Genomic DNA, 14,846 nt, shown 5'->3' with positions numbered 1-14,846 from the left:
TCCAGGAAAGGAGTGTTGAAAGAGGAGGGCTAGGGCTTGCGGTTCAGGCCGTCCAGTTGGGCCAGCAGGGCCCGTGCCGCCCAGCGCCCGACGCCACAGCCGCCCAGGATGAAGCCCAGGCCCAGCAGCTGGGGCAGCTGCCATTCGGTGCTGGCGATGAAATCAAAGCCCAGCGCGCGGCCCAGCTCCCAGCCGGCCAGGGCGCCCAGCACAAAGCCGCAGGCATCGGCCAGGCCTTGCTTCAGGCCTTGTTGCAGATTCTTGTCCATGGCTGCCTCAGCGATGCTGGCGCTGCATGAAGACCAGCTTCTCGAACAGGGTCAGGTCTTGCTCGTTCTTCAGCAAGGCGCCCACCAGGGGCGGAATCAGGTGCTCGGCACCCGGCTGCCTCAGGGTCTCGGGCGGCATGTCTTCGGCGACCAGCAGCTTGAGCCAGTCGAGCAGTTCCGAGGTGCTGGGCTTTTTCTTCAGGCCCGGCAGATTGCGCACCTCGAAGAAGGTCTTGAGGGCGGCGGCCAGCAGCTCTTTCTTGAGGCCGGGGAAATGGACATCGACGATGGCCTGCATGGTCACCGGGTCGGGGAACTTGATGTAGTGGAAGAAGCAGCGGCGCAGAAAGGCGTCGGGCAGCTCTTTCTCGTTGTTCGAGGTGATGAAGACCAGGGGGCGGTGCTTGGCCTTGATCAGCTGGCGTGTTTCGTAGCAGTAGAACTCCATGCGGTCGAGTTCTCGCAGCAGGTCGTTGGGGAACTCGATGTCGGCCTTGTCGATTTCGTCGATCAGCAGGGCCACCGGCTGATCGGCCTCGAAAGCCTGCCAGAGCACGCCCTTGACGATGTAGTTCTCGATCTTGCTGACCTTGTCCACGCCTTCGATGCCAGAGAGCTGGCTGTCGCGCAGGCGGCTGACCGCGTCGTATTCGTACAGGCCTTGCTGGGCTTTGGTGGTGGACTTGATGTGCCACTGCAACAGTGGCAGGCCGAGGCTGCGCGCCACTTCCTCGGCCAGCATGGTCTTGCCGGTGCCGGGCTCGCCCTTGAGCAGCAGGGGCCGCTGCAGGGTGGCGGCCGCGTTGACGGCCAACTTCAAGTCATCGGTGGCGATGTAGTGCTCGGAACCTGCAAATTTCATGGTTTGGATCAAAGTCCGGAAGGTGACGATTCAGTATAAGTGGCCCCCTATAATGCCCGTCGGTACAAGATCTAGACACCCCGGGACCATGAAAAAACTGCTGCAGATCTCGCTCGCTCTGGCCACTTTGTTCGGCGCCAGCGCTTCCGTTCTCGCCAAGGACGCCGCTCCTGCGGTGGCCGGCCAGGACAAGATCGCCATGTGCATTGGCTGCCATGGCATCCCGGGCTACCAAGCCAGCTTTCCTGAAGTGCACAAAGTGCCCATGATCGCCGGCCAGAACGCCAAGTACATCGCCGCGGCCCTGACGGCCTACGCCAAGGGCGAGCGCAAGCACCCGACCATGCGCGGTATTGCTCAAACCCTGAGTGAGCAAGACATCGCCGACATCTCGGCCCTGTACGAAAAGCAAGCCCCCGCCCAAGCCCTGCCGGAAACCCCGCCAGCCCCCTCGGCCAAGGTGGCTGAGCTGCTGACCAAGGGTGCCTGCGTTTCCTGCCACGGCGCCAACTTCAGCAAGCCCATCGACGGCGCTTATCCCAAGATCGCCGGCCAGCACGCTGACTACCTGAACGTGGCCCTGAAGTCCTATCAGACCGAAGGCAACGCCGTGGTTGGCCGCAGCAACGCCATCATGGCCGGCCAGGTCAAGCAGTTCAGCGCTGCCGAACTCAAGGCCATCGCCAAGTACCTGGCCTCGCTGCCTGGCGATCTGCGCACCGTGCCGCAAAGCAAGTTCCGCTGAACCAGGCCTGCGTGCAGCGTCAAAAAGCCGCCAATTTGGCGGCTTTTTTGTGCCTGATCGCCGGGTCGCGCGGAGCTGCTGTGGCCCATACTCGGCGGCACGTTCTTCGTGCTCCTCCCAGCGATTCGTTTTCAGCCAGGCTCATGCTCAAGAAGATTCCCATCCATCAGGTTCAGCTGGGCATGTACCTCCAGTCCATGGAGGGTTCGTGGTTGTCGCACCCCTTCTGGAAGACCAAGTTCGTGCTGCGCGACCCGGCCGATCTGGAGGCGCTGCTGACCAGTGGCGTACCCATGGTCTGGATCGATGTCAGCAAGGGCAGCGATGTGCAGGACCAAGCCGTGCCCGACACCTTGGTCCAGGATCTGGTCGATGCGCCCAGCCCCGCCTCCGCATCGACGCCGCCGGCCGAGGCGGCGCCAGCCTCCACCATGGCCCCCGGCCCGGCGCGGGTCGAGCGGGTCAGCATGGGCTCCGAGATGGGCCGTGCCGCCCAGGTGGTCAACCGCTCGCGCCAGGCCGTCACGGCCTTGTTTGGTGAGGCTCGCATGGGCAAGGCCATCGATCCCGAGATGTGCCTGCCGCTGGTGGAAGAAGTCGCTGACTCGGTGTCGCGCAACCCCTCGGCCTTGATCAGCCTGGCCCGGCTCAAGACCAAGGACGATTACACCTATATGCACTCGGTGGCCGTGTGCGCCCTGATGGTGTCCTTGAGCCGCCAGCTCGGTCTGGATGACACGCAAACACGCGAGGCCGGTCTGGCCGGCCTGCTGCATGACATCGGCAAGATGATGATGCCGCTCGATGTGCTCAACAAGCCGGGGCAGCTGACCGAGGCCGAGTTCGACATCATGCGCTCCCACCCCATGCGCGGCTACATGATGCTGAAAGAGGGTGGGGCCGTGCCCGAGGCCGCGCTCGATGTCTGCCTGCACCACCACGAGAAGATGGACGGCACCGGCTATCCGCAAAAGCTCAAGGGTGAGCAGATCAGCCTGCTCGCGCGCATGGGCGCGGTCTGCGATGTTTACGATGCCATCACCTCGACCCGGCCCTACAAGGCCGCCTGGGACCCTGCCGGCTCCATCCAGCGCATGGCGCAATGGACCGGTCAGTTCGACCCGGTGGTATTCAAAGCCTTTGTGAAGAGCGTGGGCATCTACCCGGTGGGCAGCCTGGTCAAGCTGGAATCGGGCCGCCTGGCGGTTGTGATCGACCTGAATCCGCAGAACCTGGCTGCACCCATGGTGCGGGTGTTCTACTCGACCAAGTCTAAGCTGCCGATTCCGGTGCAGATGCTGGATCTGGCCAACCCGGCCAACTCGGACCGGGTGGTGGGGCGCGAGTCGCCGCAGGACTGGGGCTTCACCCATCTCGACGACATCTGGCGCAAGACCTGACCCTTCGTCATTTTTTGCATAGTCCTTGCCGCCTGCGCAGCCAGCCGGCTGAGAGCCAAGGTTTACCCCATGCGGAAGCTCATGCCGCGCTCCCTACACTCGCGAAGTTCCTGGCTTGAGAGGTGCTCGCAATGAATACCGCGTTCCGTTTGGTGCCGCTGTTGGCCGCTCTGGCCATCTCCTTGATGCTGCCGACACCGGCGGCGCAGGCGCAGACCCTGAAATGGGCCAGTCAGGGTGATCCCCAGACCATGGACCCGCACTCGCAGAACGAGAGCATGACCAATATGGTCAATGGTCAGGTCTACGAGCGCCTGACCCGCCGCGACCACAAGCTCAACATCGTGCCCGGCCTGGCCACCGAGTGGACCCAGGTCAACCCCTTGCTGTGGCGCGTGAAGTTGCGCCAGGGGGTCAAGTTCCATGGCGGCCAGCCCTTCACCGCCGACGATGTGGTGTATTCCATCCAGCGCGCCAAGGAGTCGACCTCGCAGCTGTCCATCTACGCCAATGCCGTGGGCACGCCCCGCAAGGTGGACGAGCAGACGGTGGAGTTCGTGCTGACCGCCTTCAACCCGATCTTTCTGCAGCATCTGGACACGCTCTGGATCATGAGCAAGTCTTGGTCTGAGGCCAACCGCGCCACCCGGCCGCTGGACTTCAAGAACAAGGAAGAGGGCTTCACCAGCATGAATGCCAACGGCACCGGCCCCTACATGCTGGTCACCCGCCAACCCGGCATCAAGACGGTGTACAAGCGCAACACGAACTGGTGGGGCAAGTTCGAGGGCAATGTGCAGGAAATTGTCCTGACACCGATCGCCAATGACGCCACCCGCCTGGCGGCTCTGGTCTCGGGCGAACTGGACTTTGTGCTCGACCCGGCACCGCGCGACGTCGCGCGTCTGCGCAACACCCAGGGTGTGAAGATCATTGACGGCCCCGAGAATCGCCTCATCTTCATCGGCATGGACCAGGGCCGGGACAAGCTGCTCTACGGCCAGGTGCCCGGTGACAAGAATCCGTTCAAGGATCTGCGTGTGCGCCGCGCGCTTTACCAGGCCATCGATGTGGAAACTCTGCGCAGCAAACTGATGAATGGTTTGAGCGTGCCCACCGGCGGACTGACGCCGGCGTCGGTCGCAGCCTTCGATGACCCCAAGATCGAGGCCCGTTTCCCTTTTGATATTGCTGGCGCCCGCAAGCTGATGGCCGAAGCCGGCTACGCCGACGGCTTTGAGGTCACGCTCGACTGCCCCAACAACCGCTACATCAACGACGAAGAGATCTGCCAGGCACTGGCCGCGATGTGGGCCCAGCTCAAGATCAAGGTGCGGGTCTCGGCCATGCCGCGGGTGCTGTTCTTCCCCAAGTTGGAGAAGCTCGACACCAGCCTGTATCTCTATGGCTGGGGCGGCGCCATCACCGATGCCGAGTCCATCTTCGCGCCGGTGTTTCGCAACCGCGGCGAGCGCGGCATCGGTGCCTACAACTATGGCAACTGGCGCAATGACAAGTTCGACAGCCTGGCCGCCCAAAGCAGCGTCGAGATCGATCCCAAGAAGCGGGAGCAGCTGATCAAGTCGGCGCTGATGGAGCTGAAAGAACAGTTCCAGGTTCTGCCCCTGCACCGCCAGATGATTCCCTGGGCGGCCCGCAGCAACGTCAGTGTGGTGCACCGGCCGGACAACTGGTTCGAGGTGGCCTGGGTGAACATCGGCCCGAAATGAGGCGCTCTCGCTGCGGCGGGCGGCAATAACGCGCCAAAAGCGCGTGCTTCTTCGGCGCTGGCGCCGGGAACTTGATGCCTAAGATGAGGGGAATAGCAGCCCGAGCGAGCCTCATCTCATGTCTTCCACGCCGCACCGTTCTTCTCCAGTATTGCCGGGTCTCAAGGCCGGCTTGGTCCTGCTGTCCAGCCTGACCTTGGGCCTGGTGCTCAGCGCCTGCGGCGGCGGAGGCGGCAGCAGTGATTCCAGCAACGGCGGCACGGACAGCGCCGCTGGCAGCACCACCTTCAGCGTGACGCCCACCCTCAGCGGCGTGGCGGCGGTTGGCGCGCCCCTGGCCAATGCCCAGATCAAGGTCATCGATGCCGCCGGCACAGCCCTGGGCAGCACCAGCACGCAGCCCAGCGATGGCAGCTACAGCCTCAACCTCAGCAGCAAGACCCTCAAGGGCCCGCTGCTGGTGCAGGTGATCGGCGTGGACTCTCAGGGCATGCCCCAGGTCCTGCACTCCATCGTGCCGATTCTGGACGCGGCGAAATCGGCCATGGTGGCCAATGTCACGCCTTTGAGCCAGGCCATCGTGGCCTTGTCCGTGGGGACCGATCCGCAAGCCTTGTTTGCCACGGCCGCTGCCAGCGCGGCGCAGATTGCCCCTGCCGCATCGGCCGCCAGCGGGGCCGGCGAGTTTCTCAAGGCCTTGATCAAGACCCAGCTCAGCGACCTCAAGATCACCAACACGGCCAGCCTCGACCTGCTGGGCGATGCCGGCTTCACGGCCAACAAGAGCACCCAAGACCTCTTGCTCGAAGCCTTGCGCGTGCAAGTGGCACGCAGCAACAAGGGCGTGGATCAGCTGCTCATCAGCAACAAGATGCTGGCCACGGCGGTGCCGGAGGTGGTGGTGGGGCTGGCCACGGCGCAGACCGAACTGCTCAAGACCGGAGGCGTGCCGGCCAATGCCATCAGCTCCACCCTCAAGCTGGCCTCCAGTGCCAAGGCGACGACGGACAATCTCGCCAGCTTGGACGATCTCAGCGCAGGTTTGAATGCACTGATCGCCCAGGGCAAGACGGCTGCTGACTTCACCGCCTCGACCTGGCTCGGTACCTATGAAAGCCACAACTCCGGCACAAAGGCCGAGTTGGCCGCTCGCCTCGCAGGTTTGGCCACGGCCAAGCGTCAGCTGGGCCGCATGATGGTGACCGGCTGTGGCGACGATGTGCTGACCGGCGGCCTGTGCAAGCGCGTGCTGGTGGCGGCCGCCGTCAGCGATTCGACGGGCACGGTGCAGGAGTACTTCACCGATGCCGCCACCTTCACCAAAGCCCCAGCTCCGGCCACCACGGGCGGCAGCTGGAGCCTGATCGGCAATGCGCGCAAGGTCGAAGCCAAGATCTATCCGGTCAGCGTGCAGGCCCTGGCGGCGGATGCGGCGCTCGCTCCGGCGAGTGCGGCCAGCGCTGCCAATCCCTGGGTCGGCATCCAGTTGGAAGTGCAATCCCGCACGGCCGCCGCAACACCGGTGCAATTGCTGAGCACGGCCAATGTGCAGATGCCCAGCGGCTACAGCATCGGCCTGTCCTACTGCAACCGGCCCTTCATGTGCATCTCGAGCACGCCGGGTTCGGCGACCGTGGCGCCCACCGGGGACATCGCCGACAGCGCCTTGCAACAATCGGCCTTGGGCTGGTTGGGCGGCGCCGAAAGCCAGCGTGGCGCCAAGTACGTGGCCAGCTACACCATCGCCGGCACGGCCGAGACGCGCGCCATGTTTCTGCCCGCCGATGTGCCCGCCGACAGCGGCCGCAGTCGCTTCCCGACCCTGGACGGCATCAGCAGCAGCCAGCCGCTCAAGGCCTCAGCCCTGCGCCAGGACCTGGTGCTCAACTACGCCACTTGGGCCAGCGCCAACCCCGATATGCGCTTGATCAGCGTGCGCACCCGCCTGACCGGCGGCATCATCCCTTTGTTCACCGACGCCACGCCGCCGCTGCCGCCCAAGACCACGCTCACCCTGGCCGGCCTCAGCCTGCCCACGCCGCTGACCATGACAGCCGAAATCTGGCTGGGCGCACAGGACATGCAGGGGCGGCGCTACTACAGCAAGTACACCTTGCAGGCGGAGTGAGCGCGCCCGGGCGTGCGCCATGAAAAACGGCCTGCTTGTGAAAGCAGGCCGTTTTTTATTGGCGGAAGCTGTGAGATTCGAACTCACGGAGGGGATAAACCCTCGCCGGTTTTCAAGACCGGTGCCTTAAACCGCTCGGCCAAGCTTCCAAGAATCTTGTGCGTGTGTTGCGGTGGACTCGCATTCTAGCTGCATTGCCAGCCTCAGCCTGGCTTCTGGGCCTGCTCGCATTGCACCTGGACCAGGGCCAGGCAGCGGCCGTGTTCGACGCGCGCGGCGCTGAGCTGGCCACCCCAGATGCAGCCGGTGTCCAGGGCCAGCAGATCAGGGCGTTGCAGCAGGCCCAGGGTGGACCAGTGGCCAAAGGCGATGGGCTGGCCCGCGCTGCGGCGGCCCGGGGCGTCGAACCAGGGCAGCCAGCCGGGCGGGGCGCTGGCGCTGTCGCCCTTGGTCTTGAGATCCATGCGGCCCTCGGCGTCGCAAAAGCGCAGCCGGGTCAGGGCGTTGATGATGAGGCGCAGGCGCTCGGCGCCGCGCAGGTTCTCGCGCCATCGGTCGGGCTCGTTGCCGTACATCTGGGGCAGGAATTCGGCCAGGTCCGGGCCGCGCAGCAGGGCTTCCACCTCAGCGGCCAGGCTCAGGGTCTGGGCCACGCTCCAGTCGGGCAGCACGCCGGCATGCACCATCAGCCAGCCCTGGGCCTGCACCGCCAGGCGCTGCTGGCGCAGCCAGTCGAGCAGGGCAGGGCGGTCGGGGGCGTCGAGGATGTCGCCCAGGGTGTCGCCCTTGGAGGCCTTGCGCGCACCATGGGCCACGGCCAGCAGGTGCAGGTCATGGTTGCCGAGCAGGCAGGTGGCCGCAGCTCCCAGGCCGCTGAGGCGGCGCAGGGTTTGCAGCGAGGCCGGGCCGCGGTTGACCAGGTCGCCGAGAAAGTAGAGCTGGTCGCGCGAGGGCGAGAAATCGATGTGCTGAAGCAGGCGCTCGAGTGCGTCGCAACAGCCTTGCAGGTCTCCGACAAGATAGTTCATTGCGGGATTGTGCTGCCTTCGCTGTCAAACGCTTCTGCTACGCTTGCGGCCTCTTGCAATCGCCCGCGCCCAGATCCGGGTTTTCCCGGTGGTGGCGCCTTCAATGGATACCGCGCTCGTTCTCTTTCTGATTCTGCTCAACGGCTTGTTTGCGATGTCGGAGATGGCGCTGACCGCCAGCCGGAAAGCGCGTTTGCAGGTCATGGTCGAAAGTGACGAAGCCGGGGCGCAGGCCGCGATGGACCTGCACGAGAACCCGACCAAATTCCTCTCGACCGTGCAGATCGGCATCACCTCAATCGGCGTGCTGAATGGCATCGTCGGCGATGCCGCTTTCTCGGGCCCGCTGGCTGCCTGGTTGACCGCCACTTTTGAGCTGCATGCCAAGGCGGCCGAGATCACCTCCACCGGCCTGGTGGTGGTGATCCTGACGGTGCTGACCATCGTCTTCGGCGAGCTGGTGCCCAAGCGCATCGGCCAGATCTATCCCGAGACGGTGGCTCGCCTGGTGGCGCCGCCGATGGAGCTGCTGTCGCTGGCCGTGCGCCCCCTGGTGCGCCTGTTGACATTTTTCACCGAGGCCACGCTGGGCCTGATCGGCCTGCGCGGCCGCGCCCAGCGCGGGGTGACGGAAGAAGAAATCGCCGCCAGCCTGGAAGAGGGCCTGGACGCCGGCGTGATCGAGGAGCATGAGCATCAGATGGTGCGCAATGTCTTCCGCCTGGATGAGCGCGAGATCGGCTCGATGATGATTCCGCGCGCCGAAATCGCCTGGCTCGATGCCGACGATTCGCCTGAGCAGGTGCTGGCCGTGCTGCGCGCCCATGGCTACAGCCGCTACCCGGTCTGCCGTGGCGACCTCAGCGAGGTGCTGGGTGTGGTGTCGGCCCAGGCGCTGCTGCAGCGTGCCCTCAGCGGAGAGGAGCTGGCCTTGGTGCAGGATCTGGAGCAGCCGGTGTTCGTGCCGGAGACGCTCTCGGGCATGGAGCTGCTGGAGCACTTCCGGGCCTCGGATGCGCCCCTGGTGTTTGTGGTGGATGAATACGGCGAGGTGCAGGGCGTGATCTCTGTGCGCGACGTGCTGGAAGCGATCGCGGGCGAGTTCAATGCGCCCGGTGATGGTGATGCCTGGGCGGTGCAACGCGAGGACGGGAGCTGGCTGCTTGATGGCCTGATCCCCGTGCCCGAGCTGAAAGACCGCCTGGAGCTCAAGGAACTGCCCGAAGAAGACCGTGGGCGCTACAACACCCTGGCCGGCATGATCATGCTGTTGCTGGGGCGCTTGCCGCGCACGGCCGATGTGGTGGAGTGGAACGCCTGGAGATTCGAGGTCGTGGACCTCGATGGCAAGCGTGTGGACAAAGTGCTGGTCAGTCGACTGGCGGTAGATGGAGAAGAGTAAATGAGTACACCCCCGCTGTATGGGAATCTGGTGCCCCTGGACCGCGAGGCCCACAAGAAGCTGCGTCTGAAGACGGACCTGTCGACCGTGGAGCGCGTGGTCGGCCAGAACTCGCTGTTCCTGGCAGCGGTCGAGTTCGCCGAAGCCTGCAAGGAATATCCGATCGTGTTCGTGCGCGTCGGCGAAACCCCGACCGACGGCTCCAAGCAAGCCGTGGCTCCGCTGGCCGTGCTGGGCCTGAAGCCCGCCACCAATCTGTTCATCAAGGACGGCAAGTGGACCGGCAACTACGTGCCCGCCTTCCTGCGCCGCTACCCCTTCGCCATGGCCCGTCTGGACCAGAACGAAGAGCAGATCGCCCTGTGCTTTGACAGCGAATGGCCCGGTTTCTCCGAGACTGAAGGCAACTCCCTGTTTGCCGAAGACGGCCAGCCGACCGAGTTCCTGCTGAACGCCAAGAACTTCCTGGAAAGCTTCGAGCAAGAGTCCGAGCGCACCCGCGCCATCTGCGCCCACTTGGTGGAGCTGGACCTGTTGCGCGATATGCGCTTCGAAGCCACCCTGGGCAATGGCGAAAAGCTGGATGTTGAAGGCTTCATGGCCGTGGACGAGCAAAAGCTGGCTGAGTTGCCCGATGACAAGGTCGTGCAACTGCACCGCAACGGCCTGCTGGCCCTGCTGGAGATGCACCGCGTCTCCATGGGCAATATGAGCCGCCTGGCGGTTCAGCACACCAGCGCCGCAGCCTGAGACTTGCAAGGTCTTCAACCGGCCTGACGGCCAGCCTGCACTGACTGGCCGCCGCTGCAGCTCCTGACAAACCCGCTGCGGGTTTGCAGGAGCTGTTTTCTTTTGGGGCCCTGGCTACGATGCGGCCACACAAAAATCCTTCCGGGCTTGTAGTCGATGTCGGTCTTGGTGTTTGAAGGCTTTTTGTCCACCCCTGAGATGCTGGCTCTGTTGGAGCCGGCCAGCGTGGTGCAGCGATTGATGGATTTCGAGGCGGCCCTCGCGCGCGCGCAGGGGCGCTGCGGCGTCATTCCCTTGCCGGCGGCGCAGGCGATAGCCAGCCTCTGCCGGGTCGAGTTGTATGACGTGCCGGCCCTGATCCAGGCCAGCGTGCCAGCGGGCAGCCTGGCCCTGCCTGTGGTGCAGAAGCTGGCGGAAACCGTGGGCTTGTTCGACCCCGTGGCCGCCGGCTATGTGCACTGGGGCAGCACCAGCCAGGACATGGTGGACAGCGCCATGGCCCTGCTGCTGCGCCGCAGCCTGGGGCTGATCGAAGACGATCTGCTGCAGCTGCTCGGCCATTTGCTGGATCTGGCCGAGGCGCACCCGGCCGTGCCGGTGCTGGCGCGCACCTTGATGCAGCCGGCCCAGGTCAGCAGCCTGCGCCATCGCTTGCTCAACTGGATACAACCCCTGCTGCGCAGCGCCCAGGCCTTGCGTGAGACGGGCGATGCTGCCTTGCAGCTGCAGTACGGCGGCGCGGTAGGCACCCTGGGCATGTTGGGCGATCAGGCCGAGGCGGTGAGCGCCGCGCTCGCGGCCGAGCTCAAGCTGCCACAGGCGGCCATGCCCTGGCACACCCAGCGGGACCGCATGGTGCGCCTGGGCGCGGAGCTGGGCATTCTGTGCGGGGCCCTGGGCAAGCTGGCGCGCGATCTGGCCTGGCTGTGCCAGCCGGAGATTGCCGAGATGGCCGAGCGTCAGCCCGAACCCGGCAGCCCGGCCACGGCCAATGCCAGCGAGCCTGGCCGCGGCTTCAAGCGCAGCGCCAGCAGCGTCATGCCGCACAAGAACAACCCGGTGGCCTTGCTGCGTGCCCTGGCCGCAGCCGAGCGCGCGCCTCAGCGCGTGGCCGGCCTGCTGGCCAGCATGCCGCAGGAGCTGGAGCGCGGTCTGGGCGGCTGGCATGCGGAGCTGGCCGAGATGAGCGGCCTGCTTCTGCATGCGCATGGCGCCACCCGAGCCTTGGCTCAGGGCGCGCAGGGATTGCGCGTCTTTCCTGGCCGCATGCGGGAGCAGATCGAGGCGCAGCAGGAGCTGGTCTTCGCCGAAGCGTTGACGCTGTGCTTGATTCCTGTGATGGGTCGCGAGCCCGCACACCGCTTGGTGGAGCAGCTGTGCCACCAGGTGGCGCCCGGTGGCGACGGGCTGTTGGCCCTGGCGCAATCCCGATGCCAGGAGGATGTGCGCTTGCGCGGCCGTTTCGACGCCGGCACGCTGGCGGCGCATTTCAACATTGATGCCGCCGCGGCCCAGGCCGATCGACGCCTGGATGCGGTGCTGGTGGCGGCGCGTCAGCACTGGGCGGCCTTGTCTGACCACCCTCATTGGTGAAACCGCGCGCGGCGCCAGCTGCGCATGGACCTGACAGCTCGGACTCAAGCGGCCGCCTCGCCAGCGCTGGGGCGGCCTGGCGGGCCGCATGAGCTGGACGCTGGGCCGGTGTCAGAAAGTAAGTGCATGGGATTGGTGTAAGTCCCGTGCTTGGCTGTGAATTTTTCGCATTCGGGCTCATTAGACTGGCGCCTCGCTGGTTCCCGGCCTCGATGTCCGAGTGCTGGACCCAGATGGTTGACGACCTGAGAGCAGTACAGATGACGGCCATCGAAACATGCACGGACTTGAGCCCGGCCTGGGCGGGCGCATTGCGCCTGGACACCGTGCGCCATGACAGCTCGCGCCTGAGTGCTTGCAGCCTGGTGGCCCGGCGTTATGCCGAGCGCGGCTATTTGTGCCAGGACCTGAGTACCCACAGCGAAGGTGGTGCCACCATCTGCTCGGCCTTTCAGGGTGTCAGCACCGTGGGCACCATCGCGGTGCGCCTGGACAGCGCCGAGGTGGGGCTGGCGGCCGATCGCGTGTTCCCTGAGGAATTGGCCGCCTTGCGGGCGAGTGGCGCCAATCTGTGCGAGTTCGGACGTCTGGCACTGGATCATCAAGTCAGCGACAACAAGCAGCTGCTGGCGCATCTCTTTCACCTGGCCTATCTGCATGCCCATCGCCTGGCGGCCTGCGATCTGCTGGTGATCGAGGTCAACCCGCGCCATGTGCCGTTCTACAAACGCATGCTGGGCTTTGAGGCGCGCTCGGAGGCGCGCCTGAACCCGCGCGTGCAGGCGCCGGCCGTGCTGATGAGTCTGGATCTGCTTCATGCCCGCGAGCAGATCGCGCGTCTGGGCGGCCAGCCCGAGCGGGTGGTCGAGACGCGCTCGCTGTATCCCTGCTTCTACGGCGAGGCCGAGGAAGCGGCCCTGCTGCGCAAGCTGCGTAACTGAGATTTCGAGCGGCGCTCAGCGCAGCAGCGCCTCGATCTCATCAGCCGGCACCAGCCGTTGGAACGCTGGCCGCGCGAACAGGTAGCCCTGCATCAGGCGCGCGCCTTGCTGCCAGAGCCAGTCGCGCTCGGCGAGTGTTTCCACGCCTTCGGCAATCACCTGCACGCCCATTTCTCGGCACAGGTCCAGCACGGCTTTGATGATGTGCTGGCGCGGGCGGTGGCTGTCGACGTCGCGCAGCAAGCCCATGTCCAGCTTGATCAGGTCGGGCTGGAAGTCGGCCAGCAAGGCCAGGCCGGCGTAGCCGGCGCCGAAGTCGTCGATCGCGTTGAGGAAACCAATGCGGCGGTACTCGCTCATCACTTCTGCATACCAACGGCCGTCGCCGACCCGCTCGCCCTCGGTGGTTTCAAAAATGATGCGCTCCAGCGGCAGGCCCTGGCTGCGTGCCGCGGCCAGGGTGGTGCGGATGCAGGCCTCGGGCCGGTAGACGGCATTGGGTAGGAAATTGATCGACAGCCGCGTCTCGGGCCGCTCGCCCAAGCCCAGGCGCACGGCGTCCTTGATGGCCTTGACGCGGCAGGCCTGGTCGAAGCGATAACGGTTGTGATCGGTGACCTGGGCCAGCACGCTGTCGGCCGATTCACCATTCGGCCCGCGCACCAGGGCTTCGTAGGCATAGATGCTGCCAACGCGCAGGTCGACGATGGGCTGAAAGGCGTAACTGAACTCAAAACCCAGCTGCCGTCCCTCGCCCTGGCAGCCATCGCAGGCGGCCTCATCCAAATCACCGAAATGGGTGGCCGATATGGGGAAGGAAGTGCTTTCGCTCATAAAGCCTCGTGGGGGAGCGGATCGCCGCGGCGACCCATCGTCAATCGGTTTGCCACTCGCTGACACCGCCCGCGCCGTGGTTCAGGGCGCACCAGCCATGGTAGCGAGAACCGGGGGATGTTCGGGTGCTCCTTGTCGTATGCGTCAGGTGCTGACTGAGCCGCTTGCTCGTGACCCCAGCTGGCGAGAGATGTCTTCGGCCGCGCGCCTCAGGCTGCGCGCGGGCAGGCCATCTGCCGCGAGACTGAAGCTGCGGCTGGGGCCAATGGCGGTGAGGCTCAGGACCATGCGGCCTTGGTCGTCGAACACCGGTGCGGCGAGGGCGCTGACGCCGGCCACCACTGCGTCTTGCGCGCGGGCCAGGCCGGCTTCGCGGATCAGCGCCAATTCCGCCTGCATCTCGGCCAGGCCCGGGCTGGGCGTGGCCTCAGGCTCCAGATCCAGCGCGGCCTGCACCTGCGCCTCCGGCAGATGGGCGGCAAAGAGCAGGCCCGAGGCCGTGCCGCGCAAACTCATCACCGTGCCATGGCGCATGCTGATGTGCACGGGGCTGGGCGCCTCGGCCACCCGCACGATGGTGGGCCCGCGGTTGCCCCAGACGGCGATGGCCACGGTCAGGTTCAGCGCCTGGGCCAGTTCCTCAATACGAGGCGTGGCCAGGCGCACCGGGTCATACTGCTGCAAGCTGATCAGCCCCAGTTGCAGGGCCAGCGGCCCGAGGCCGTAGCGGCCACTGAGTGCCTCCTGCTCCACCAGGCCCAGCTTGATGAAGCTGACCAGGTAGGGGTGAGCTTTGGCCGGCGCCATCCCGGCCTCGCGCGCCAGATCTTTCAAAGCCAGCGGCCGGCCGTGGTGGGCGAGGGCGGTCAGCAACTGCCCGCCAACCTCGATGCTCTGGATGCCGCGCGGGCCGCGCTCGGGGGCGGTTTCGAGCGTGTTGCTGCTGTCGTTGTCGTTGGGTGCGGTTTTTCGGTGCGAGGCCATGGCGGCAGATTAGAACCGAAGCGCGGGGTTGAGCTCGGAAGCGATTCTTCCTGTTGGGCAAGGGTTGCGTACCGCTACGAAGCAGTCGTCAGTTTTGCTCGTGAGGCCCTGCAGCCCGTGCCGCCACCGGGCTCATGGTTCCGGGGTCGGCCCTGACGGGCCGACTTCCCTGCGCTGCTC

The 14,846-nt window shown here is 65.5% G+C and carries 13 protein-coding genes and 1 tRNA gene; 8 read left to right on the top strand and 6 right to left on the bottom strand.

Annotated features, from left to right (window positions below):
- Nucleotides 1–29: 29 nt before the first annotated feature.
- Nucleotides 30–269: a hypothetical protein gene (locus AC1Q6P_RS01865; RefSeq protein ID WP_171825787.1), complete on the bottom strand. Its 240-nt coding sequence runs from the start codon at nucleotides 267–269 to the stop codon at nucleotides 30–32.
- A 7-nt stretch (nucleotides 270–276) separates the two neighbouring features.
- A complete protein-coding gene (locus AC1Q6P_RS01860) occupies nucleotides 277–1,131 on the bottom strand; it encodes an AAA family ATPase (RefSeq protein ID WP_492662793.1) in 855 nt (284 codons plus the stop codon).
- An 88-nt stretch (nucleotides 1,132–1,219) separates the two neighbouring features.
- Here AC1Q6P_RS01860 and AC1Q6P_RS01855 point away from each other — a divergent pair, with 88 nt between their 5' ends.
- The 4 genes from AC1Q6P_RS01855 to AC1Q6P_RS01840 all read left to right on the top strand — a co-directional run bounded on the left by AC1Q6P_RS01855 (nucleotide 1,220) and on the right by AC1Q6P_RS01840 (nucleotide 7,134).
- Nucleotides 1,220–1,876 carry a c-type cytochrome gene (locus AC1Q6P_RS01855; RefSeq protein WP_492662792.1) on the top strand — a complete coding sequence of 219 codons (657 nt, stop codon included), beginning with the start codon at nucleotides 1,220–1,222 and terminating at the stop codon, nucleotides 1,874–1,876.
- Nucleotides 1,877–2,019: 143 nt separating this feature from the next.
- Complete coding sequence (locus tag AC1Q6P_RS01850; protein WP_492662791.1) at nucleotides 2,020–3,276, top strand: cyclic di-GMP phosphodiesterase; 1,257 nt, start codon at nucleotides 2,020–2,022, stop codon at nucleotides 3,274–3,276.
- A 131-nt stretch (nucleotides 3,277–3,407) separates the two neighbouring features.
- Nucleotides 3,408–5,006, top strand: coding sequence for an ABC transporter substrate-binding protein (locus AC1Q6P_RS01845; RefSeq protein WP_492662790.1), 1,599 nt, complete (start codon nucleotides 3,408–3,410; stop codon nucleotides 5,004–5,006).
- Between the two features lie 118 nt (nucleotides 5,007–5,124).
- Entirely contained in the window at nucleotides 5,125–7,134 is a 2,010-nt protein-coding gene (locus AC1Q6P_RS01840; RefSeq protein WP_492662789.1) for a hypothetical protein, read from the top strand.
- A gap of 59 nt (nucleotides 7,135–7,193) precedes the next feature.
- Here AC1Q6P_RS01840 and AC1Q6P_RS01835 read toward each other — a convergent pair.
- Together AC1Q6P_RS01835 and AC1Q6P_RS01830 are read right to left on the bottom strand one after the other, a co-directional pair.
- Nucleotides 7,194–7,283, bottom strand: a tRNA-Ser gene (locus AC1Q6P_RS01835).
- Between the two features lie 54 nt (nucleotides 7,284–7,337).
- The gene (locus AC1Q6P_RS01830) at nucleotides 7,338–8,162 is read right to left on the bottom strand and encodes a symmetrical bis(5'-nucleosyl)-tetraphosphatase (RefSeq protein WP_492662788.1); all 825 of its coding nucleotides are present in this window, start codon (nucleotides 8,160–8,162) and stop codon (nucleotides 7,338–7,340) included.
- A gap of 103 nt (nucleotides 8,163–8,265) precedes the next feature.
- Between AC1Q6P_RS01830 and AC1Q6P_RS01825 the strand changes: the two genes are divergently transcribed.
- The 4 genes from AC1Q6P_RS01825 (at nucleotide 8,266) to AC1Q6P_RS01810 (ending at nucleotide 12,848) form a co-directional block, all read left to right on the top strand.
- Nucleotides 8,266–9,564, top strand: coding sequence for a hemolysin family protein (locus tag AC1Q6P_RS01825; protein WP_492662787.1), 1,299 nt, complete (start codon nucleotides 8,266–8,268; stop codon nucleotides 9,562–9,564).
- A complete protein-coding gene (locus AC1Q6P_RS01820) occupies nucleotides 9,565–10,314 on the top strand; it encodes a SapC family protein (protein WP_102767460.1) in 750 nt (249 codons plus the stop codon).
- A 198-nt stretch (nucleotides 10,315–10,512) separates the two neighbouring features.
- Nucleotides 10,513–11,907 carry a lyase family protein gene (locus AC1Q6P_RS01815; protein ID WP_492662786.1) on the top strand — a complete coding sequence of 465 codons (1,395 nt, stop codon included), beginning with the start codon at nucleotides 10,513–10,515 and terminating at the stop codon, nucleotides 11,905–11,907.
- A gap of 260 nt (nucleotides 11,908–12,167) precedes the next feature.
- Nucleotides 12,168–12,848 (top strand): N-acyl amino acid synthase FeeM domain-containing protein, encoded by a 681-nt coding sequence (locus AC1Q6P_RS01810; protein ID WP_102767458.1) that lies wholly within the window; start codon nucleotides 12,168–12,170, stop codon nucleotides 12,846–12,848.
- A gap of 15 nt (nucleotides 12,849–12,863) precedes the next feature.
- Here AC1Q6P_RS01810 and AC1Q6P_RS01805 read toward each other — a convergent pair whose 3' ends face one another.
- Nucleotides 12,864–13,682 (bottom strand): EAL domain-containing protein, encoded by an 819-nt coding sequence (locus AC1Q6P_RS01805; protein WP_492662785.1) that lies wholly within the window; start codon nucleotides 13,680–13,682, stop codon nucleotides 12,864–12,866.
- Nucleotides 13,683–13,826: 144 nt separating this feature from the next.
- Nucleotides 13,827–14,666, bottom strand: coding sequence for an IclR family transcriptional regulator (locus AC1Q6P_RS01800; RefSeq protein WP_492662784.1), 840 nt, complete (start codon nucleotides 14,664–14,666; stop codon nucleotides 13,827–13,829).
- Nucleotides 14,667–14,846 lie beyond the last annotated feature (180 nt).

This window comes from Roseateles sp. GW835-FHT13E02 (assembly GCF_058794035.1).
This window is presented reverse-complemented; position numbering and strand designations above follow the sequence as displayed.

Bases quoted from the DNA above. Each gene is read 5' to 3' on its own strand.
- AC1Q6P_RS01800 (WP_492662784.1), bottom strand. From the start codon at position 14,666: ATGGCCTCGCACCGAAAAACCGCACCCAACGACAACGACAGCAGCAAC.
- AC1Q6P_RS01845 (WP_492662790.1), top strand. From the start codon at position 3,408: ATGAATACCGCGTTCCGTTTGGTGCCGCTGTTGGCCGCTCTGGCCATC.
- AC1Q6P_RS01820 (WP_102767460.1), top strand. From the start codon at position 9,565: ATGAGTACACCCCCGCTGTATGGGAATCTGGTGCCCCTGGACCGCGAG.
- AC1Q6P_RS01830 (WP_492662788.1), bottom strand. From the start codon at position 8,162: ATGAACTATCTTGTCGGAGACCTGCAAGGCTGTTGCGACGCACTCGAG.
- AC1Q6P_RS01855 (WP_492662792.1), top strand. From the start codon at position 1,220: ATGAAAAAACTGCTGCAGATCTCGCTCGCTCTGGCCACTTTGTTCGGC.
- AC1Q6P_RS01860 (WP_492662793.1), bottom strand. From the start codon at position 1,131: ATGAAATTTGCAGGTTCCGAGCACTACATCGCCACCGATGACTTGAAG.
- AC1Q6P_RS01825 (WP_492662787.1), top strand. From the start codon at position 8,266: ATGGATACCGCGCTCGTTCTCTTTCTGATTCTGCTCAACGGCTTGTTT.
- AC1Q6P_RS01850 (WP_492662791.1), top strand. From the start codon at position 2,020: ATGCTCAAGAAGATTCCCATCCATCAGGTTCAGCTGGGCATGTACCTC.
- AC1Q6P_RS01840 (WP_492662789.1), top strand. From the start codon at position 5,125: ATGTCTTCCACGCCGCACCGTTCTTCTCCAGTATTGCCGGGTCTCAAG.
- AC1Q6P_RS01805 (WP_492662785.1), bottom strand. From the start codon at position 13,682: ATGAGCGAAAGCACTTCCTTCCCCATATCGGCCACCCATTTCGGTGAT.
- AC1Q6P_RS01810 (WP_102767458.1), top strand. From the start codon at position 12,168: ATGACGGCCATCGAAACATGCACGGACTTGAGCCCGGCCTGGGCGGGC.
- AC1Q6P_RS01815 (WP_492662786.1), top strand. From the start codon at position 10,513: ATGCTGGCTCTGTTGGAGCCGGCCAGCGTGGTGCAGCGATTGATGGAT.
- AC1Q6P_RS01865 (WP_171825787.1), bottom strand. From the start codon at position 269: ATGGACAAGAATCTGCAACAAGGCCTGAAGCAAGGCCTGGCCGATGCC.